We start from the raw sequence: 20285 nt of genomic DNA on the forward strand, positions 1-20285 counted from the left end.
CAGCCGGCAGCGCTTTCGGTGTAATTTCAATCGTGGGCGCGGCAGCAATGACCAGCGTATAGGTCATATGGCCCTCGTAGCCTTCCTTGTCGGTCGCGGTGACCTTCACGTCAAAACTGCGCGCCTCGGTGGGCGTGCCTGCGATCTTGTCTCCGGTGAGGCTCAAGCCTTCCGGCAGACCTTCAACCTTATAGGTGTAAGGTGCGGTGCCGCCGCTGACGGTCAAGGTGGTCTCGGCATAGACCTGATTGATCTTGCCAGCCGGCAGCGCTTTCGGTGTAATTTCAATCGTGGGCGCGGCAGCAATGACCAGCGTATAGGTCATATGGCCCTCGTGGCCTTCCTTGTCGGTCGCGGTGACCTTCACGTCAAAACTGCCCGCCTCGGTGGGCGTGCCTGTGATGATACCGCTCGTTGCGTCAAGCGTCAGATCGGCCGGCAGCTTGTTCGCAGACCACGTGTAAGCTCCGCTGCCACCTGTGGCTGCAAGCGTGGTTGCAGGATAGGTGACACCGATCCGGCCCGGCGAAAGGCTCGCTGTCGTGATGACCACATCGGCTGGGTCAACATGAACGCCAACATATGCATATTCATTACCAAATACTTTATTTTGGAAGAAGGAAAAAAGGTAATCTCCAGCTTTTGTTGGAGTTCCTTCAATATAACCTAATTTGGAATTATCTGTGCGGTATTTCAAACCCGGAATTTCATCGCAATCATTTTTATAATTACAAGGATACCAAGTAGCACTTCCGTGCTCGCCGGGAAGTATTACTTTAGTATCAACTGGTTTCCCAACCTGGAACTTGTAATCATAGTGCTCACTTTGAGCAAAAGAATTTCCAGTTGGAAACTGCAATGCCATGAAAGTTAATGAAATACCAAAAACTGAATGTATTATTTTCCGAAAATATAATTTTTATTATAAAAAATATGTGTTTTTTTAATTCTCTCATAAAAATAATATAAAATTCAAAATTAAAATATCTTTAAAGACCATTTATTCCTCAGTAATAGTAAATTATAATAGAGAAATTTTCTATCTGATCGAATCAGATCGACACTCTAGCTATTTTTTTAACGCACATCTTTCCAGAAAACCGTTTCACAATTTTTGTTATGCTCTCTAATTATAAAAAAATAGAAATACTATATGTTAGTATATGAATACGGTATTTATTCGATAAAACTACATTACTAAAATTCATTATATATACCAAAAGGTATTTCTCAAACTCCAATAAATTGGATAAGCCACACACATATTTGATCGGACAGCTGGCATAAACAGAAGGACCTAAGCACGGGCCTTTGTCTATCGATGTACTAGGAGCCTGAATCAAAAACGACATGTGTGAAAATGGAGATATTCGGGTACTGGAGCGGAGTGTACTTAAAGGTGCGCGAGCACCAGAAAGCAGACAAATCGCCCTTGCAACATAGCCTGGGTGAGCCTTAAGGCTCACCCAGTGCAGAGTGAATTCTTGCAACGGTGCTCCCCCGGAATGGTATTTTTGGGTGCATTTGCAGTGATAATGCTTGCGCACTGCGGCTTTTTGCGTTGTATCCCGAAAACGATATGACAAGAACAACCGTAGTCATTGCGGCAAATGAAATTGAGGGTGCATTTGCGGTCGGCAGGAGCAAGTTCACTCTGTGGGCATAAACCGGGGAAATGTTTCAGGTGACAGTTTCACCGGAAGCGAACTCAGAACAAAACCGGTCGTGACTGAAGCTGGCCGCGCTGAAGCGGCGATCTTTCGTTTTGGTCACGGCGAGAAACAAGGAATGACATTGTGAGTCAGATCGCCTTCTGGGGTGCGGTCGAATTGGGCCTCGTCTTCGCATTTGTAGCCATCGGCGTCTATCTGGCGTTCCGCGTCCTCGATTTCCCCGATCTGACGGTTGACGGTTCGTTTCCGCTGGGCGCTGCCGTAACCGGTGTACTGATTCTGGCGGGAATGAATGCCTGGCTGGCGGCAGCCATCGCCATGGTTGCGGGTGCTGCTGCCGGGCTTGTGACCGCGACGCTGAACGTGCGTTTCAAGATTCTCAATCTTCTCGCCTCCATTCTGACCATGATCGCGCTGTTCTCCGTCAATCTGCGCGTCATGGGGCGTCCGAACATCGCGCTCATCAATCAGGACACCATGCTGACGCCGTTCTTCGGACACGGCATTCCCGAATATTATGTACGTCCGCTGTTCCTTTTCGTGCTGGTCGCCATTGCGGTATTTGTCGTCTGGCGCTTTCTGGAAAGCGATATGGGTCTTGCCATGCGCGCAACCGGCGCCAATCCGAGAATGGCGCGTGCACAGGGCGTTCGCACCGACAGGCAGATCTATCTCGGCATGGCGCTGTCGAACGCACTGGTGGCGCTCGGTGGCTCGCTCTTCGCACAGACCAACGGCTTTGCCGATGTGACCTCCGGCGTCGGCACCATCGTGGTCGGCCTTGCAGCGGTCATCATCGGTGAAACGCTGTTGCGCAGCCGTTTCATTCTGGTGATCCTGATTGGCTGTGTGCTCGGCTCGATCATCTATCGTATCGCCATCCAGTTTGCGCTTTCGAATGGTGACGTTCTTGGCCTGCAGGCATCCGATCTCAACATTGCGACCGCCCTTCTCGTTACCTTCGCCCTGATATTGCCGCGCCTGCGTCGCGGAGGAGCATCGGCATGATCGAACTTTCCAATCTCGATGTCGTGTTCGGTCGCGGCACTCCGCTCGAAAAGCAGGTCTTGAACAAGATCAACCTGACCATGGATCAGGGTTCCTTCGTCACGGTCATCGGATCGAACGGCGCAGGCAAATCCACGATGCTGGGTGTTCTTGCAGGCGATGTGATCCCCACCGCTGGCAAAGTGGTCATCAGTGGCAAGGATGTGACCCGCAAGCCCACTGCCGAGCGGGCCGGTCTTGTCGCCCGCGTGTTCCAGGACCCGCTGGCAGGCAGCTGCGGTACGCTGTCAATCGAGGAAAACCTCGCGCTGGCTGCTTCGCGCGGCAAGACGCGCGGCCTCACCCACGCGCTCAATTCCAAGCGTCGCGCATGGTTTCGCGAGCGTGTGGCGAGCCTCAATCTGGGGCTGGAAAACCGTATGCAGGACCGCATGGAACTTCTCTCCGGCGGCCAGCGTCAGGCCCTGTCACTGATCATGGCGACGCTTTCCGGTTCGGAAGTACTGCTGCTCGATGAGCATACAGCAGCGCTTGATCCCGGCATGGCCGAATTCGTCATGGAACTGACCCGGACGCTGATTGCCGAGAATAAGCTGACCGCGCTGATGGTCACCCATTCCATGCGGCAGGCGCTCGATTATGGCGACCGCACGATCATGCTGCATGGCGGCAAGATCCTGCTCGACGTGACCGGCGACAAGCGCAAGACGCTGGGTGTGGAAGACCTCATCGAAATGTTCCGCAAGGTGCGCGGCCAGACGCTCGATGACGATGCGCTGCTGATCGAATAGGAACCTCGTGTTGACGGCGCGCAGCGCAGTATTGCAACCGCTGTTCCGCTGTGCGTCGCCGACTTTTCATTCTACATAGGCATCTGGTGCAAAGATGCCTTGCTGCCAGCCATTATATGAATGGACTCGACGCCGGAAAGCATAAGGCTGGCGGCGGCTTCGGACTTGAAGCCGGACATGGAGCAGATGCCCCATTTGATACGGCTGAGCTCTTATTTTCTATCTTATCTTGGTGATAGTCATGACGCCGGTCGTAAAACCGTTTCTCTGTACACCATTTTGAAAACTGTGATTAAATTGACTGCTATTGCCGACGTAAACGGGCTTTCCGTTAACGGAAAACGTCTTTCTGCTATCCAAGAGAGTTAACATGAATGCGTTAGCGTCAGGCATATCAATAGCAATAGTCCCTCTGGAGCTTGCACCAAAATCCAGAATTGCTTCTGGATACGGTGCCGCTTCATTCTGGGTCTGAAGAGGATCTCCTCCACTTGTCTGAGCCAGAACATTTAACTGCGGCGAACCATCGGCAAGAGAAATTCGCCATTCCCTCTCGGGTGAGTTGCTTGCATAAATCCTATTCGTAGAGAGATTGAATTCCGATGTGTCATACAGTTTCGTTAGGCCAGTGTAAGGCGTTACGTGTTCTTCGAAGAAATTTAGTCTGGCATTGTCATAGACAGAAAACTCTCCCCCCCAGAAAATATTGAGCCCTGAGAAAGTCAGCTGTGAAGCATCATACATTTCAACCCGCACACTACCATACTCGCCGCGCGATCTCGTCTCCATTTGAACACCAGGGTGTTCCAAAACCATCGAACCTTCACGCTGTAGAGTTAAGCTGAAAGAACGCTCATTTCCCAGGCATAATGCGCCACTCGTGCGCTGGGTTAACGCAAAGTGGCCAGACAAAATGCCAAACTCTGTGACTGTGTCGATGAAAGTATCAGGATCGCTTTCGGAGTCAGGCCAGTAAACGTCAGAATTGGTACTCAGAGTTAATGATTTTCCTTCAGCATCCATGATAAATCCAGCGCCGACATTTTTACTGAAATCAGTATCTATTTCTTGATCATCTCCACACGATTGGTCATAAACTTGGGTTTCGAATGGGCTCCACTTGGTATATATTTTCATTATTTCTCTTTCTTTGAAGAAGAATTCATAATTCTTGCTTTTTTACATTAGCCATCAGATAAAAATGTTCGGCTTGGAATAGGTCACCCGACCGGAATATGATATTGTTCTTAATCTGTCCTAGGCTTCGATAACCATGCAGCACCAAGTCATCCGGCTTATGAGGCGGATGAAAACTATTGCTCAATTTGATCATGGTTTCGAGCTGCTAAGCGTAGCAGCTCGAAATTGGGATGTGGCAAACCCGCAATCGAGGCCGATCTCGGCCTACATTAATCGCAACAGAACTTCGAACAGACTTTAACGCCGAGCGTTTCGAAGTGACTCGACGCTGATTGCCAGCAGACATTGGCGGATGATGGGGATAGCGAGCGCCGCATTTTGGCGGCTTTCGAGAACGGCACGCTGCAGGCGCTCCATAACGCGCGCGAGGCTTTCGCCGGTCCAGCGGCTTACTGAATTCTCGACCAGTTTCTTACGGTTGAAGAAGATTGGCGGACGAGCCGCAGCCACAACGACGGACGCGCTTTTACGCTCGGTATCGGCAATGTGGCGCAAGGTCTGTACCTGCTGAAACTGGCGCATCGCCGTGTTGAGCAGGAGAAACGGCGCGGTGCCGGATTTCACGACACGGTCGAAGGAGACTTCGAAACGCGGAAGATCGCCAGCCAAAACCGCATCGATCACCTCGTCGGTGGAAAGACCGGCAACATCGCCCACCGCTTCACGCACATCGTCTATATCGATCCGCTCCTTGCCGCGCGCATAGAGGCAGAGCTTTTCGAGTTCACCCCGCGTGGCGAGACGATCACCGCCCAGACTTGCCCGCAGCAGCTGCCGCCCGTCGAGTGTGATCTGCATCTTCCATTCCGCCAGAACGTCATCAATGACACCATCAATACCCCGGCTGTCGTCGGAATAGCAGGGCAAGGCCATACCTGCGGAAGCATTCTCGACAGCGCTGCGCAGACCCGCGCCTTTCTTGAGATCTCCGGCTTCGACCAGAACGAATGTCTCAAGTGGCGGTTCGGTCGCAAGCAGCTTGATCGCTTCCGCCAGCTTCTTCTGGCCTGCGGCATTCTTGATCCAGATCAGGCGCTGGCCACCGAACATAGAGATGGTGCGAGCTTCATCGGCGAGTTTCGCCGGGTCGGCTTCGATCTCATCCGCTTCCATGCGAATGACGGCGAACGGGTCGTCCAGCGGAAGTTTGCTTGCTTCGGCAAAACGGCGCGCACGCTCGCTCACCAGCCCCTTGTCGGGGCCGTAAAGCAGCACGACCGGAAACGAACTCGTCGGCCTTGCCAGAAAACTATCGACTTCGTTTGCTTTCTTCTGCGCCATTGCCACTCACTAGCGCAATTCGCTTCCAAACGAAACAGCCACCGGTCGAACTGACGAGCGGCTGCGAAACAAAATGGTTCATAAAGTTACGAGTTATGCTGTGGGAGCGCTGTTTGACTGCGGCCTCTAACTTGAAGCGATGACAGATCATAATTGCCTTTTGACGCGGCGGTGATCATATCTATTCATGTACTTGTTGGAACAAATAGCGGTGGGCTTTGCAGCCTGACTAAGCCAGTTCTCCGCATCGCGTTACAATATAGGTGTTGTGTTGGTTTGGCTGCTGTAAATGAAAAAGCTCGCCGCAATGAAATGCAACGAGCTTTTATGTTCAACTATTCAGATAAAAGATCAGCTCTGAAGCCGGCGGCAAATCTCGTCGAGTTGCTCAAGAGAACTATATCGAATCTTGACCTCACCGCCGCGATCACGATGATTGATCTCAACCTTCATGCCAGTAACATCAGAAAGCAGCTTTTCGAGTGCTTTGGTGTCGGCATCTTTCTCAACAGGTCCTGCTTTACCGGGCTTGGCTTCCGCACCACCGCGTGCTTCCGCCTGCGCAAGCGCTTCCACCTGGCGTACCGACAGACCATCTTTGACAATCCGCTCAGCCAGTGCGGTCGGGTTTTCCATCGTGATCAGACTTCGAGCATGACCTGCCGAAAGCGCACCATCGACAATGAAATCCTGCACGGGTTGCGGCAATTTCAGCAGGCGCAACGTATTGGCGACATGGCTGCGGCTCTTGCCGATCACCTGTGCCAGATCATTCTGCGTATAGTCGTGATTATCGATAAGCTGTTGATATCCCAACGCTTCTTCGACCGCATTCAGGTCGGCGCGCTGCACGTTTTCGATGATCGCGATCTCAAGTGCGACACGATCGTCGACGTCACGAACAATAACCGGGATCGTATCGACACCGGCCCGCTGCGAAGCGCGCCAGCGACGCTCACCAGCAATCAATTCGAACCGGTCCGGCTGCCCTGGTGCCGGTCGCACGACGATCGGCTGTACGACGCCATGTTCCTTGATCGACTGCGCCAGATCCTCCAAGTCACCTTCTGAGAACATGCGACGCGGATTGCGCGGATTGCGCGTAACGAATTCAATCGGAACATTCCGTTCGATGGGAACAGGTGCCTTACGCTCTTCGGCAGGGCGGTCGATTTCACCGATCAGCGCCGCTAATCCGCGGCCAAGGCGCTTTTTTGAAGGATCATCATTCATCGTTCGGCTTATTCCTGAATTGTTTCGTCGTCGAATCGATTGGTTTAAGCGGCCTGCAATTGTCGCTCGCGCTGGATAACTTCCGATGCGAGTTGCAAATAGGCCTGACTGCCGGCGCATTTCAAATCGTAGAGAATTGCCGGTTTACCGTGTGATGGTGCTTCCGAGACGCGCACATTACGCGGAATGACAGTACGATAGACCTTCTCACCCATGAAAGCGCGAACATCATCCACCACTTGCGCAGCGAGATTGTTGCGGCTGTCGAACATGGTCAGCACAATACCCTGGATCGAAAGCTCGGCATTGATCGACGACCGCACCTGATCGACCGTCTGCAAAAGCTGGCTCAAGCCTTCCAGAGCAAAGAACTCGCATTGCAGCGGCACCAGAACGGAATCGGCTGCAGCCATGGCGTTCAACGTCAGAAGATTGAGCGACGGTGGGCAATCGACAAGCACATAGGAGAATCGCTCCGACACGGAGGAATCGAACCGCAAAGCATCACGCAAGCGCCGTGTACGATCGGCCGACTGCGCAATTTCCATTTCAATGCCAAGAAGATCCAGCGTCGATGGTACGATATGCAGATTGGGAACATCGGTTGGCATTGCAGCATCAGGAACCGACGATTCCTGCGTCAGCACGTCATAGGAAGACAAAGGCCGGTTGCGGCGATCAATACCCAAACCGGTGCTGGCGTTGCCCTGCGGATCGAGATCGACAATCAGTACCGTCTCGCCGATAGCCGCCAATGCCGTAGCCAGATTGATGGCGGTGGTAGTTTTACCCACGCCGCCTTTCTGGTTTGCAATGGTTATGATTCTGGACATTTTGTTCATCACCGTCGCCTTGCTGCTGCCCGCCCCTTCGAAATTTCCAGCCATCAAGCGATTTTGCGCCGAAGATTGGTGATTTCGAGTATGACCGAAGCCTGATCGATAGCACTTTGATGTTGTACCAGATCGAAACTCCAACCGACACGGCTTTCGTCTATCTCGCGCTGATAATCCCGACCTTTTTGGAAGAGAGCTTTGGCGCCATTGGTCAGCCACAGCTCCGTCAGACCGAAAAGATCGTTCAGCGACGCCAATGCGCGTGCCGTAACCACTTGTGGTGTTTCAATTTTCTCCCACATCGCTTCAATGCGGGCGGAATGGACCCGCGCCGGTACGTGCAAATGTCCCGCTGCAGTGCGCAGGAACGCCGCCTTTTTCCCTGCGCTCTCAATAAGATCGATAGCGCCGCCTGGTTGCTCGGCGAGGAAACAGGCCGTCACAATGCCCGGAAATCCGCCGCCAGAACCAATATCCAGCCAGTGTTTGGCGTCACTCGCCAAGGGAAATAGCTGTGCACTATCCAGAATATGACGGGTCCACAACTCGTTCAGAGTAGAGGGGGACGCAAGATTGATCGCCTTCGACCATTTGCGGAACAAGTCTTCAAAGGCGGTCAGGCGGTTCGCTGTTTCACGTGAAACAGCGGGAACGATTGCTTTCAGACTTTCAAAGCGAGTATCGGCGCTCATGCAGCGCCCTGCCCTTCAGACAATTCCGATGCAGCCCGTTGGCGATATCCGAATTTCTTGATCTGTGCGATAAGGAGCGCCAGTGCTGCCGGTGTCATCCCGTCAACGCGCTGCGCCTCGGCAATTGTTTCCGGCTTGCGCTGCTTGAGCTTATGCTTCAACTCATTGGAAAGACCGGATATTCCATCAATGTCCAACCCTGCTGGAATGAGCAGTTGCTCCTCGCGCTCCATCACTGCAATGTCGCTCTTCTGCCGATCCATATAGACGGCATATTGAGCCTCGATCTCCAGCGCTTCCCGCGTTGCCGGATCGACAGCTCCGAGTTCAGGCCAGATCGACTTCAACCGATCCAGATCAATCTCCGGGTAGGACAGAAGATCATAGGCCGAACGGCGCACGCCATCCTGATTGAGACGCAGATCGTAACGGCTGGCCAGATTGGGCGTAATGGTCAGTGACTGTGTCAATGACCGCGCCTCATCCAACGCCGTTTCCCGCGCTTCAAATCGTTCCTTACGTGCGTGCCCCAATATACCGAGCTTGTCCGCCAGTGGCGTCAGGCGCTGATCGGCATTATCCGCGCGAAGCGACAGACGAAATTCTGCACGTGATGTAAACATGCGATAAGGTTCGCTGACCCCGCGTGACGTCAGATCATCAACCATGACGCCGATATAGGCTTCCGTGCGCTGGATAATGACAGGATCGCCACCAGAAGCTCGACGCGCGGCATTGATGCCCGCGAGCAAGCCTTGTGCGCCCGCTTCTTCATAGCCAGTCGTGCCGTTGATCTGCCCCGCCAGAAACAGACCGGTAACTTTCCGGGTTTCAAGGCTGCGCTTCAACTCACGCGGATCAATGAAATCATATTCAATCGCATATCCGGGCTGCAGCATAGCGGCTTTCTCAAGCCCCGGTATGGTCTTCAATATGTCGAGCTGCACATCCTCCGGAAGCGATGTCGAAATACCGTTTGGATAAACGGTATCGTCGTCCAGCCCTTCCGGCTCGAGGAATATCTGGTGGCCGTCACGGTCGCCGAACTTGACGATCTTATCTTCAACTGAGGGGCAGTAACGGGGACCAATGCCCTCGATCGAACCAGAATACATAGCCGAACGATGCAGATTGGCCCGAATGACAGCGTGGGTTTCCGGCGTTGTGCGGGTAATGCCACAATCAATCTGCGGTGTGGTGATCCGATCCGTCATGAGAGAGAACGGCACAGGCTCCTCATCGGCGGACTGCATGTCAAGGCTTTGCCAATCAATAGTACGCCCATCCAGTCGTGGCGGCGTGCCTGTCTTGAGACGCCCAAGCGCAAAGCCGAACGAGGTCAGGCGTTCGGAAAGACCAAGCGCTGGCTTTTCGCCCATGCGGCCAGCTGGAATCTTCTTTTCCCCAATATGGATCAACCCATTCAGGAACGTGCCGGTTGTCAGAACGACAGCGCCACATGACAGGGTCCGCCCATCGGACAAAACAACCCCGGTGATGCGTCCGTGTTCTTCCCGAAGGTCGTGCGCGCCGCCTTCGACAACAAATAGATTGTCCTGGGCCGCGATCATCTTCTGCATGGCAAGCCGATAAAGCTTGCGGTCAGCCTGGGTTCGAGGTCCGCGAACAGCAGGCCCTTTTCGGCGATTCAGTAGACGAAACTGGATACCAGCTTCATCCGCGACACGCCCCATCAAGCCATCGAGTGCATCGATCTCACGCACAAGATGCCCTTTTCCCAGCCCGCCAATGGCAGGATTGCAAGACATAACGCCAATAGTATCAAAGCGATGTGTTACAAGCGCAGTTCTGGCGCCGGCGCGCGCAGCCGCTGAAGCGGCCTCGCATCCTGCGTGGCCGCCGCCGATCACAATGACATCAAAGACTGTGGCTTCGGTCGAACTCATTTGGTTCATCCTGACGCAACTCGAATCCGTTTCTGAAAGATGTCTCTTTGACACGAATAGGCTTGAAACGGAAGATCAAATTGGTCGTCGACTTGATCAAATCTCGGCGACGAGCCGACTCACGGATGAAGGAGTGAGTCAATCACCTTGGCGAGATTCCACAGATGTTTCACGTGAAACAATTTTCAGGATCAATCGGCCCGTGTTTCACGTGAATCATTTTCCGATGCAGAACTGAGAGAAAATAACGTCCAAAATCTCCTCCACATCGACGTCACCAGTAATACGTCCGAGATATTGGGATGCAAGGCGCATGTTCTCTGCGCGGAGTTCAAGCGGAAGGTTTGTACCGTTTATTGCTCTATCGATCTCGGTGACGGTAGATCGCAGAAGGTTGATATGTCTCTGCCGCGTGGGCACGGCATCCTCAATCTGGCCTATCTGTTCTTCCGCGAAATTCTGCAGATTCGTGAGTAATTGGTCCAGTCCTTCGCCAGTTTTTGTTGAAATGCGGTAGGTCCAGCGATCGGCAGATTCAGCATTCAGATCAGCTTTTGTACCGATTTTCCATAAAGCTTCCGGTATTTCGTCGGAAGCGACGGCTATAGGATCGTTCATATCTTCAAGCAGCAGAACCAGATCGGCATCAACCATACGCGCGCGGGCCCGTTCAATCCCGATCTTCTCGACGGAACTATCAGTCTCCCGCAAACCTGCCGTGTCTGTCACGTATACCGGGATGCCGCCCAGATCGAGTTTGACTTCCAGAAGATCGCGGGTCGTTCCCGCCTCTTCCGAGATGATCGCTACTTCCCGCCCGGCCAGAAAGTTCAGCAGGCTGGATTTACCGGCATTCGGCGCACCAACAATCACGACATGCAGTCCGTCGCGCAACATCGAAGCACGCTTCCCGCTCGCTATATGGTTCTCGATCTCACTCTTTAACAGTGTCAGTGACTGCCAGACCTGCTCCGATACGGAACCTGGAACATCGCTTTCATCTGCAAAGTCGAGTTCCGCTTCAATAAAGGCGCGCGCGCGCAACAAACGTTGACGCCATTCCGTGTAAAGCTCACGCTGCGTGCCCGATGCAACCTGCAAAGCAAGCCGCCTCTGTCCCTCGGTTTCTGCGGCGATCAGATCCGCGAGACCTTCGGCGATCGTCAAGTCCATCTTGCCATTGGAAAAAGCACGTCGCGTAAACTCTCCAGCTTCCGCTATACGGCAACCATGCAGCTCTCCCATTTCCGACAAGAGCTTCTCAACGACTGCTTTGCCGCCATGCAAATGAAATTCGGCGCAATCTTCGCCGGTAAAACTGTTCGGTCCAGGGAAGAAAAGCGCCAGTCCACGGTCGATTGGGTCACCATTTCGGCTACGGAATAGCTTGTAGGCTGCATATCGTGGTGTCGGTATCGAGCCGACTATAGTTTCGAGTACGAATCGAACTTTTGGGCCGGAAATGCGTACCACAGCAACGCCGGATGGCAGACGCCCGCTCGATAAAGCAAAAATCGTATCTTGAAGGGAAGCGATCTCGCTCATTTCATTTCCTGACCTATAATCAATAAGGACGAAAGCAACCAAACGGATGCTGATGGAATGGCATATTCATTCGTGCAGTGAAAGAAAAGCCTTATGACAGAGTTAGACCGCAATCGCCTTGCTGGCAGTAACCGCCTTGCCGAAGAACCGAGTGCCTATCTGCGCCAGCACGCCAATAATCCTGTTCACTGGCAGCCGTGGGGTAAAGAGGCGTTGGATGCTGCGAAGGAGCTCGACCGGCCCATTCTGCTTTCGGTTGGCTATGCGGCCTGCCACTGGTGTCACGTCATGGCGCATGAGTCCTTTGAAAATCCCGATGTGGCGGAAGTAATGAATGCCTTGTTCGTCAATGTGAAAGTGGACCGCGAGGAACGGCCCGACATAGACCAGATATATATGGCTGCGCTAGGAGCGATGGGGCAACAGGGCGGCTGGCCGCTCACCATGTTTTTGAGGCCAGATGGCAAGCCCTTCTGGGGAGGAACCTACTTTCCCCCGCACAAGCGCCACAACATGCCCGGCTTTGTCGATGTGCTGCATGCGGTTAATAACCTTTGGAATAAGGATAAAGAAAAAATTAACCATAATGCGCAGGCTGTGTTCGATCATCTCGAAGGCAGGCTGGCAGCGCAGATCGCGCCGGTGGTGAACGAAGCCGAACGATTTGACGAGATTGCGACACGCATCAACAGCCTGATTGATCCGGTCCGGGGCGGAATAGAAGGAGCACCGAAATTCCCCAACGCGCCTTTCATGGACAATCTGTGGCTCTCTTGGCTCTACGAGCGTAATGAGACGCATCGGGACAATTTCCTCCTGTCTCTCAAGGTGATGCTGCAGGGCGGGATTTACGACCATCTGGGTGGTGGGCTTTGCCGCTATTCCACCGATGCCAATTGGCTGGTCCCGCATTTTGAAAAAATGCTCTACGACAATGCTCAATTCATTCGACATGCGAATTACGCTTTCGCCGAAACCGGAAATGATTTGTTTCGTTTACGAATCGAAGAAACTATCGATTGGTTGATCCGTGAAATGCGTTTGTCCGACGGAAGTTTTGCATCCAGCCTCGATGCCGACAGCGAAGGCGAAGAAGGACGGTTTTACGTCTGGAGCGAGCAGGAAATCGATCAGGCGCTTGGCAACGATAGCGAAGCCTTCAAGGACTATTACGGCGTCACAGCGGGTGGAAACTGGGAAGGCCAGAACATTCTGAACCGCCTTGATGCCGTCGATGGTGATGCAATCCTGCCGCCATTGATCGAAACATCGCGGCAAAAACTGCTGGCACGTCGTGAATTGCGGGTACGGCCCGGATGCGATGAAAAAGCACTGACCGACTGGAACGGACTTGCTATCCGGGCATTGGCCGAAGCAGGTCGGAGTTTTGGAAGACAGGACTGGATCGACCTCGCGGTTGATGCCTATCGCTCCATAGCGAGCAGTTTTCGTGATGGCCGCATCGCACATTGCCGCATGGAAAACTCTCTTCTCTACCCTGCCCTTTCGACCGATTATGCATCGATGATCAACGCAGCTATAGCCCTCTATGAGGCAACGGGCGAATGGGTTTATATCGATGACGCATTGAAACTCAAAAAGGCGCTCGATGACAGCCATCGCGATGGTGCCGGTAATTATCGCCTGTCGGCGCTGGACGCTGATGACGTCATCCTGCACACTTATGGCGATTATGATGAAGCAATACCGAGCGCGACCAGCCAGATCATCGAAGCACTGACAAGACTGTTTCTGGCGACGGGCAATATCGATCTCTATCAAAGCAATGAGAAGCTGATCGAACAGGCGCTTGGCCGAGCCTTCGCACAGCAGTATGGGCAAATTGGAATATTGAATGCGGCCCGTTTTGCAGCTGAACCACTTTCTCTTGTTGTGGCCACAGACGATAACGCCGGAGAACTTGTTTCGACAGCGAATCGAAATCCAGACCCAAGACGCGTAGACAAGTTCGTGCGGTTCGAGATTGGCAAGACAGTAGAGCTACCGACCGGGGGAACTGCAGAGCCTGAGCATCCATCAGCCTGGTTCTGCAAGGGACATGTCTGTCTGCCGCCTGTCCAGAATGCTGATGCTTTGCGACTGCTCCTCGGCAAGGCATCCTGAAATAAGAAGCGCCGCAACGGTTTCCCGTGCGGCGCTTCTCAAACGGTTTGAACCGAGTAATTTTTACGTATTCATCGAATCGAAGAATTCGGAATTGCTCTTGGTCTGCTTGAGCTTGTCGATAAGGAATTCGATCGCATCGGTCGTGCCCATCGGCGCGAGAATACGGCGCAGAACAAAGATCTTCTGGAGATCGGCGCGCGGTACGAGCAGGTCTTCCTTGCGGGTGCCGGACTTGAGAATGTCCATGGCCGGGAAGATGCGCTTGTCGGCAACCTTGCGGTCAAGCACGATTTCCGAGTTACCGGTGCCCTTGAATTCTTCAAAGATCACTTCGTCCATACGGCTGCCCGTATCGATCAGCGCGGTTGCGATGATGGTCAGCGAACCGCCTTCTTCGATATTGCGCGCAGCACCGAAGAAACGCTTCGGGCGCTGCAATGCATTGGCGTCCACACCGCCGGTCAGAACCTTGCCGGAAGACGGCACAACCGTGTTGTAAGCGCGGCCCAGACGGGTGATCGAGTCGAGCAGGATCACAACATCACGACCATGTTCGACAAGGCGCTTGGCCTTTTCGATGACCATTTCAGCCACCTGAACGTGACGCGCTGCCGGTTCGTCGAAGGTCGAGGAAATCACTTCGCCCTTCACCGAGCGCTGCATGTCGGTCACTTCTTCCGGACGTTCGTCGATCAGAAGAACGATCAGATAGCATTCCGGATGATTTGCGGTGATCGAATGGGCGATGTTCTGGAGAAGAACAGTCTTACCGGTACGTGGCGGAGCGACGATCAGGCCGCGCTGGCCCTTGCCGAGTGGTGCCACCAGATCGATGACACGCGGCGAAAGATCCTTGGAAGTTGGAACTTCCAGTTCCATCTTGAAGCGCTCATTCGGGTAGAGCGGCGTCAGATTGTCGAAGTGAACCTTGTGCCGGATTTTTTCCGGATCCTCGAAATTGATCGAATTGACCTTGAGCAGCGCGAAATAACGTTCGCCTTCCTTGGGACCGCGGATCGGACCTTCGACCGTGTCACCGGTCTTGAGAGAAAAACGACGCAGCTGCGAGGGTGAAATATAAATATCGTCTGGGCCCGGCAGGTAGTTGGCATCAGCAGAGCGCAGGAAGCCAAACCCATCCTGCAGCACCTCGACGACGCCCTCGCCGATAATTTCGACGTCCTGGGCCGCCAGCTTCTTGAGGATCGCGAACATCAGTTCCTGCTTGCGCATGGCGCTCGCGTTTTCGACCTCAAGTGTTTCGGCAAAAGCCAGCAGCTCCACCGGTGTCTTGTTCTTTAGTTCTTGTAGTTTCATTTCCTGCATGGATGAGGAACTCTTTTTAAAATGTAAGGAGAAAATGCAGTTGTTCGGAAAGGTGGCCACCTGAACGTCGTGACCGGCATCGAAGGCCTGCTGTCTTGAAGGGAAGAGGCTTCCTACATACTGACTTGCAGCATGCAGAGCAAGCCTCATGTAGGGATAGCGCGAAATTTCTGCAACAGAAAAATGGCAGAAACCCGACGAGCGGGTTTCTTTCTCGACACTGTATTCCGATTAAAACGGCTTAACGATCACCAGTATGACGATCAGAATCATCAGAATCGTCGGCACTTCATTGATGATTCGCCAGTGTTTGGCCGAGCGCATATTGCGGTCTTCAGCAAAAAGTCGTGTCGACTTGGCGAGGTAGCCGTGCAGGCCGGACATCAGCACGACCAGCAGCAGTTTTGCATGCAGCCAGCCACCCTGGAAACCGAAGATTTCCCAAGCCATCCAGAGACCGGCGATCCAGGTCACGATCATGGCCGGATTGATGATGAAGCGCAGCAACCGTTTCTCCATCACCTTGAAGGTCTCCGATGTTTCGGAACCAGGCTTTGCGGCACAGTGATAGACGAAGAGGCGCGGCAGATAGAGCATCCCCGCCATCCATGCGATGACGGCAATCACATGCAGCGACTTGATCCAGAGATAGGCGTCGGCTGGATTCACGTGAAACAATGCCCAGACGCCAAGCGCGACCACAACCAGCGAAACAACAGTGCGAATGGCGACTGCCGAGCCGCGATTTTCCGGAGCTGTCTGGCTCATGATTTTCCTCCGCGAATACGGTCGATCATGCGCTGAACATTTTCAATCGGCGCCTGCGGTGTGATTCCGTGACCGAGATTGAAGATCAGCGGACCCTGGCCGAGGCGTTCGAGAATGGTGTCCACGCCTTCATCCAGCGCATTGCCGCCTGCTACAACGCGCAGCGGATCGAGATTGCCCTGTATCGCGCCTTCTTCCTGAAGGGCGGCAGCAAAGGAAAAGGGAACAGACCAGTCAAGACCGAGCGCATCCACACCGGTCTTTTCACGATAGCCTGCATAAAGCATTCCTGCCCCTTTCGGGAAGCCGATGATGCGCGCCTCCGGATAAACCGCCCTCACCTTCTGGACGATCCGGGCAACGGGCCGGATGCAGAAACGCTCAAAGCAGTCCTCATCCAAAACGCCCGACCATGAATCGAAAATCTGAACCGCATCAGCACCGGCATCCAGCTGCTCGATAAGATATTCGGCAGAAACATCGGCAAGATCGTTCAGGAGCTTTTCAAAAGCTTCGGGGAAGCGATAGGCGAAAAGACGGGCGGGTGCCTGATCCGGCGTGCCGTGACCGGCAATCATATAGGTCGCAACGGTCCAGGGAGCGCCACAGAAGCCCAGCAGCGTGGTTTCGTCGGGCAACTGCTCGCGCAGCAGCCGAACCGTCTCGTAGACCGGCTCCAGCCTTTTGGCGACACCTTCCGTCTCGAGCCAGAAAATCTCGTCCGCATCAATCGGTGTCATCAAAGGTCCCTTGCCTTCTTCAAAGCGAAGGTCACGTCCAAGGGCGTGGGGAATGACAAGAATATCTGAAAAGAGAATGGCTGCATCAAAGCCAAACCGGCGGATCGGCTGAAGGGTCACTTCGACAGCAAGATCGGGCGAATAGCAGAGATCGAGAAAGCTCCCCGCCTTTTTCCGCGTCTCGCGATATTCGGGAAGATAGCGTCCGGCCTGGCGCATCATCCAGATGGGAGGTGGAAAGACCGTTTCACCGTCAATCACTCTCAAGACTTTGCGCTTCATCTGATTTTTATCCGCCCTGTTGGTTACCCGATCCGGTTTGGTCTGAAGTTATCCAGTCCGGCTCTCATAAAGAAAGGATGATTCAGGAATCTTTTGATTCTTAGAGTCTGTTGGAATCGGGGATTAAGGTCTGTCCCTGTTTTCCCCACAGTTTCGAATTTGCCATGTCATCCTGTGCAATCATTCACCGATAGTCTGACCAAATACAATGAAAACTCAATTCCCTCTTTTAATATAAAGGGTTACCAATTGACGCAGTTCATGAGGATTTGTGGAAAAGCTGGGAATTACGATGGGATTTCGCGTTTTCATGAGTCTTGTCCACACATGTTGATGACCACTCGCCACATGTTCGCCCGCTGTGGATGACTTGCCAAGTTTCCCACGGCCTGCCATGGCTTGTGGAAGACGTTCGGCCTTTACGCACAGCCGTCAACAGGAGGGCAACAAAACTGTGACCAGACCGCTTTCCTACTTTCATCTTCATCTTATTTCTGATGCGACGGGAGAGACTCTCCTCGCGGCGGGCCGTGCGGCAGCGGCGCAATATGCCAATGCGCGTGCCATCGAGCACATCTATCCGCTGATCCGTACCGAAAAGCAGCTGCGCAAGGTTCTTGAGGGCATCGATGCGGAACCCGGCATCGTTCTCTATACGATTGTCGACCAGAAGCTGGCGGCGATCATCGATGAATCCTGCGCGGAAATGGGTGTGCCGAGCGTTTCCGTGCTGGAGCCGGTGCTGAACACGTTTCAATCCTATCTCGGTGCGCCCGCGCATCGCCGCGCCAGCGCACAGCATGTTCTCAATGCCGATTATTTCCGGCGCATCGACGCGCTCAATTTCACAATGGAACATGATGACGGGCAATTGCCTTATGACATTGAGGAAGCCGACGTCATTCTTGTTGGCATTTCACGCACATCCAAGACACCGACAAGCATCTATCTCGCCAATCGTGGCATCAAGGCCACCAATGTTCCGATTGTGCTGGGGATTCCTTTGCCCGAAGTCCTTTTCACGGCGAAGCGTCCATTGATCGTGGGACTGGTCGCGACGGCTGAACGGATTTCGCAAATCCGCCAGAACCGGCCGCTCGGCAATGTGCCGTCGCTGGATACGGGTCTTTATACGGATCGCGTATCGATCTCGGAAGAACTGGCCTATGCGCGTAATATATGCAACCGAAACGGCTGGCCAATCATTGATGTATCGCGCCGGTCGATCGAGGAAACCGCAGCTGCCATACTGGCGCTGCTCCGCGCGCATAACGAAAAGGGATAAACAAGGATTCCTGTCATGACGGACAAACTCGTTCTTGCCTCTAAAAGCCCCTTCCGTTCGGCGTTGCTGAAGAATGCCGGCATAGAGTTTTCAACAGCAAGCGCGGATATCGACGAGCGCGCGGTCGAAGCCCCACTTTATGAAACGGGCGCTACGCCGGAAGAAGTCGCACAGGTTCTGGCCGAGGCGAAGGCGCTCGACGTAAGCGAGAAGAACCCCGGCGCGGTGGTGATCGGCTGCGATCAGACTCTGTCACTCGGTGACGAGATTTTCCACAAGCCCGCCGATATGGAAGCGGCGCGCCGCCAGCTTCTGAAATTTTCCGGAAAGACCCATCAGCTCAACAGTGCGGTTGTGCTTGTGAAGGACGGCAAAACCCTGTGGCGCCACGTTTCGATTGCCCGCATGACCATGCGCGATCTGGATCCCGGTTTTGTCGGGCGTTATCTCGGTCGTGTGGGGGACGTCGCGCTTTCGAGCGTCGGCGCCTATCAGGTCGAAGGACCGGGCATCCAGCTTTTCGACAAGATCGAAGGCGATTATTTCACGATTGTCGGTCTGCCGCTGCTGCCGCTGCTGGCTGAACTGCGGAAGGAAAAACTGATCGATGGCTAAGAAGGCGTTTGTCACCGGCTTTCCGATAAAACATTCGCGGTCGCCGCTGATCCATGGTTTCTGGCTTGATGAACTTGGGATCGACGGTTCTTATGAGGCGATAGAAGTGAAGCCGGAGGATTTCGGCTTCTTTGCTTCGTCGCTTGCCGAAAACGGTTTTGCCGGTGGCAATGTCACCATTCCCCACAAGGAAGCAGCCTATGCTGCGGTGCAAAGTCTGGATGAGGCCGCGAAGGCCATCGGCGCGGTCAACACGCTTTGGCTTGAAAATGGCAGGCTCAATGGCGGCAATACCGATGCCTATGGTTTTGCCGCCAATCTCGATGCATCGGCTTCCGGCTGGGATAATGCCGACAGTGCCCTCGTTCTGGGCGCTGGTGGCGCAAGCCGGGCAATCGTCCACGCGCTGTTGTCGCGCGGCTTTAAGAAAGTCGCCATCGTCAATCGCACGGTGAGTCGGGCGCAAGATCTCGCAACCCATTTCGGACCACGTGTCTCGGCGTATGGCTGGGATGCGGCGCAAAAACTGGTCTCCGACGCCGGATTGATCGTCAACACGACATCGCTTGGCATGAGCGGTCATGACGAGCAAGAGGTATTCCCGCTCGATCTTGGCAAGGCGTCGCGAAAGGCAGTCGCCACCGATATTGTTTATGTACCGCTCAAGACGCCCTTTCTGAAAAAGGCCGAAGAAGCAGGTCTGGTGACAGTGGATGGTCTTGGCATGTTGCTGCATCAGGCCGTTCCAGGTTTTGAGCGCTGGTTCGGCAAAAGGCCGCTAGTGACGAAAGCGCTGCGTGAGCATATTCTGGCAGATATGGCAAAGGCTGGCGCTCTGGTATCTGGATCAAAAAGCGTCAAGCCGCAGTGAAAATGGTGATTTTCGAGAACCGGAGCAGAGTGTACTTAAGTGAATGAGCACCGGAAGCGCAGAAAAACGCCATTTGCAGCAAGGCATGGCGACTTTTGGAACAGA

17 protein-coding genes are annotated in these 20285 nt (G+C 53.7%); 6 read left to right on the forward strand and 11 right to left on the reverse strand.

The window, feature by feature from the left end:
* Positions 1 to 553: putative Ig domain-containing protein (locus FG152_RS03700; protein ID WP_498985300.1), on the reverse strand; the 553-nt coding region annotated here is incomplete at its 3' end.
* Between the two features lie 1243 nt (positions 554 to 1796).
* On the opposite strand from FG152_RS03700, the gene FG152_RS03705 reads away from it, so the two are divergent.
* A complete protein-coding gene (locus FG152_RS03705) occupies positions 1797 to 2681 on the forward strand; it encodes an ABC transporter permease (RefSeq protein WP_010657640.1) in 885 nt (294 codons plus the stop codon).
* Entirely contained in the window at positions 2678 to 3472 is a 795-nt protein-coding gene (locus tag FG152_RS03710; RefSeq protein ID WP_012091078.1) for an ABC transporter ATP-binding protein, read from the forward strand. Before FG152_RS03705 ends, FG152_RS03710 begins: the two co-directional genes overlap by 4 nt.
* Before the next feature lie 219 nt (positions 3473 to 3691).
* Here the strand turns inward: FG152_RS03710 and FG152_RS03715 are convergent, their stop codons facing one another.
* The 7 genes from FG152_RS03715 to mnmE form a co-directional block, all read right to left on the reverse strand.
* On the reverse strand, positions 3692 to 4609 hold the full coding sequence (locus FG152_RS03715) for a hypothetical protein (protein ID WP_029926321.1): 918 nt from the start codon (positions 4607 to 4609) through the stop codon (positions 3692 to 3694).
* Between the two features lie 300 nt (positions 4610 to 4909).
* Positions 4910 to 5953: a DNA polymerase III subunit delta gene (holA, locus tag FG152_RS03720; RefSeq protein WP_029926319.1), complete on the reverse strand. Its 1044-nt coding sequence runs from the start codon at positions 5951 to 5953 to the stop codon at positions 4910 to 4912.
* Positions 5954 to 6304: 351 nt separating this feature from the next.
* Positions 6305 to 7186 carry a ParB/RepB/Spo0J family partition protein gene (locus FG152_RS03725; protein ID WP_010657644.1) on the reverse strand — a complete coding sequence of 294 codons (882 nt, stop codon included), beginning with the start codon at positions 7184 to 7186 and terminating at the stop codon, positions 6305 to 6307.
* 44 nt (positions 7187 to 7230) lie between these two features.
* Positions 7231 to 8028: a ParA family protein gene (locus FG152_RS03730; protein ID WP_010657645.1), complete on the reverse strand. Its 798-nt coding sequence runs from the start codon at positions 8026 to 8028 to the stop codon at positions 7231 to 7233.
* 44 nt (positions 8029 to 8072) lie between these two features.
* The gene (rsmG, locus tag FG152_RS03735) at positions 8073 to 8714 is read right to left on the reverse strand and encodes a 16S rRNA (guanine(527)-N(7))-methyltransferase RsmG (RefSeq protein WP_029926317.1); all 642 of its coding nucleotides are present in this window, start codon (positions 8712 to 8714) and stop codon (positions 8073 to 8075) included.
* Complete coding sequence (mnmG, locus tag FG152_RS03740; RefSeq protein ID WP_278526267.1) at positions 8711 to 10621, reverse strand: tRNA uridine-5-carboxymethylaminomethyl(34) synthesis enzyme MnmG; 1911 nt, start codon at positions 10619 to 10621, stop codon at positions 8711 to 8713. The genes rsmG and mnmG overlap by 4 nt, the downstream gene beginning before the upstream one ends.
* Before the next feature lie 216 nt (positions 10622 to 10837).
* Positions 10838 to 12166, reverse strand: coding sequence for a tRNA uridine-5-carboxymethylaminomethyl(34) synthesis GTPase MnmE (gene mnmE, locus FG152_RS03745; RefSeq protein WP_029926313.1), 1329 nt, complete (start codon positions 12164 to 12166; stop codon positions 10838 to 10840).
* A gap of 93 nt (positions 12167 to 12259) precedes the next feature.
* On the opposite strand from mnmE, the gene FG152_RS03750 reads away from it, so the two are divergent.
* On the forward strand, positions 12260 to 14290 hold the full coding sequence (locus FG152_RS03750) for a thioredoxin domain-containing protein (protein WP_498985304.1): 2031 nt from the start codon (positions 12260 to 12262) through the stop codon (positions 14288 to 14290).
* Positions 14291 to 14353: 63 nt separating this feature from the next.
* Here the strand turns inward: FG152_RS03750 and rho are convergent, their stop codons facing one another.
* The 3 genes from rho to hemE all read right to left on the reverse strand — a co-directional run bounded on the left by rho (position 14354) and on the right by hemE (position 17409).
* A complete protein-coding gene (gene rho / locus FG152_RS03755; RefSeq protein ID WP_012091070.1) occupies positions 14354 to 15619 on the reverse strand; it encodes a transcription termination factor Rho in 1266 nt (421 codons plus the stop codon).
* A gap of 231 nt (positions 15620 to 15850) precedes the next feature.
* On the reverse strand, positions 15851 to 16387 hold the full coding sequence (gene hemJ / locus FG152_RS03760) for a protoporphyrinogen oxidase HemJ (RefSeq protein ID WP_010657651.1): 537 nt from the start codon (positions 16385 to 16387) through the stop codon (positions 15851 to 15853).
* Positions 16384 to 17409: a uroporphyrinogen decarboxylase gene (gene hemE / locus FG152_RS03765; RefSeq protein ID WP_010657652.1), complete on the reverse strand. Its 1026-nt coding sequence runs from the start codon at positions 17407 to 17409 to the stop codon at positions 16384 to 16386. Before hemE ends, hemJ begins: the two co-directional genes overlap by 4 nt.
* A gap of 454 nt (positions 17410 to 17863) precedes the next feature.
* Here hemE and FG152_RS03770 point away from each other — a divergent pair, with 454 nt between their 5' ends.
* The 3 genes from FG152_RS03770 to FG152_RS03780 are packed head-to-tail and all read left to right on the forward strand — an operon-like array spanning position 17864 to position 20180.
* On the forward strand, positions 17864 to 18694 hold the full coding sequence (locus FG152_RS03770) for a pyruvate, water dikinase regulatory protein (RefSeq protein WP_029926309.1): 831 nt from the start codon (positions 17864 to 17866) through the stop codon (positions 18692 to 18694).
* Positions 18695 to 18709: 15 nt separating this feature from the next.
* The gene (locus FG152_RS03775) at positions 18710 to 19309 is read left to right on the forward strand and encodes a Maf-like protein (RefSeq protein WP_029926308.1); all 600 of its coding nucleotides are present in this window, start codon (positions 18710 to 18712) and stop codon (positions 19307 to 19309) included.
* Positions 19302 to 20180 (forward strand): shikimate dehydrogenase, encoded by an 879-nt coding sequence (locus FG152_RS03780; RefSeq protein ID WP_029926307.1) that lies wholly within the window; start codon positions 19302 to 19304, stop codon positions 20178 to 20180. Before FG152_RS03775 ends, FG152_RS03780 begins: the two co-directional genes overlap by 8 nt.
* Positions 20181 to 20285 lie beyond the last annotated feature (105 nt).

Source organism: Ochrobactrum sp. XJ1 (genome assembly GCF_024701725.1).
Classification (GTDB): domain Bacteria; phylum Pseudomonadota; class Alphaproteobacteria; order Rhizobiales; family Rhizobiaceae; genus Brucella; species Brucella anthropi.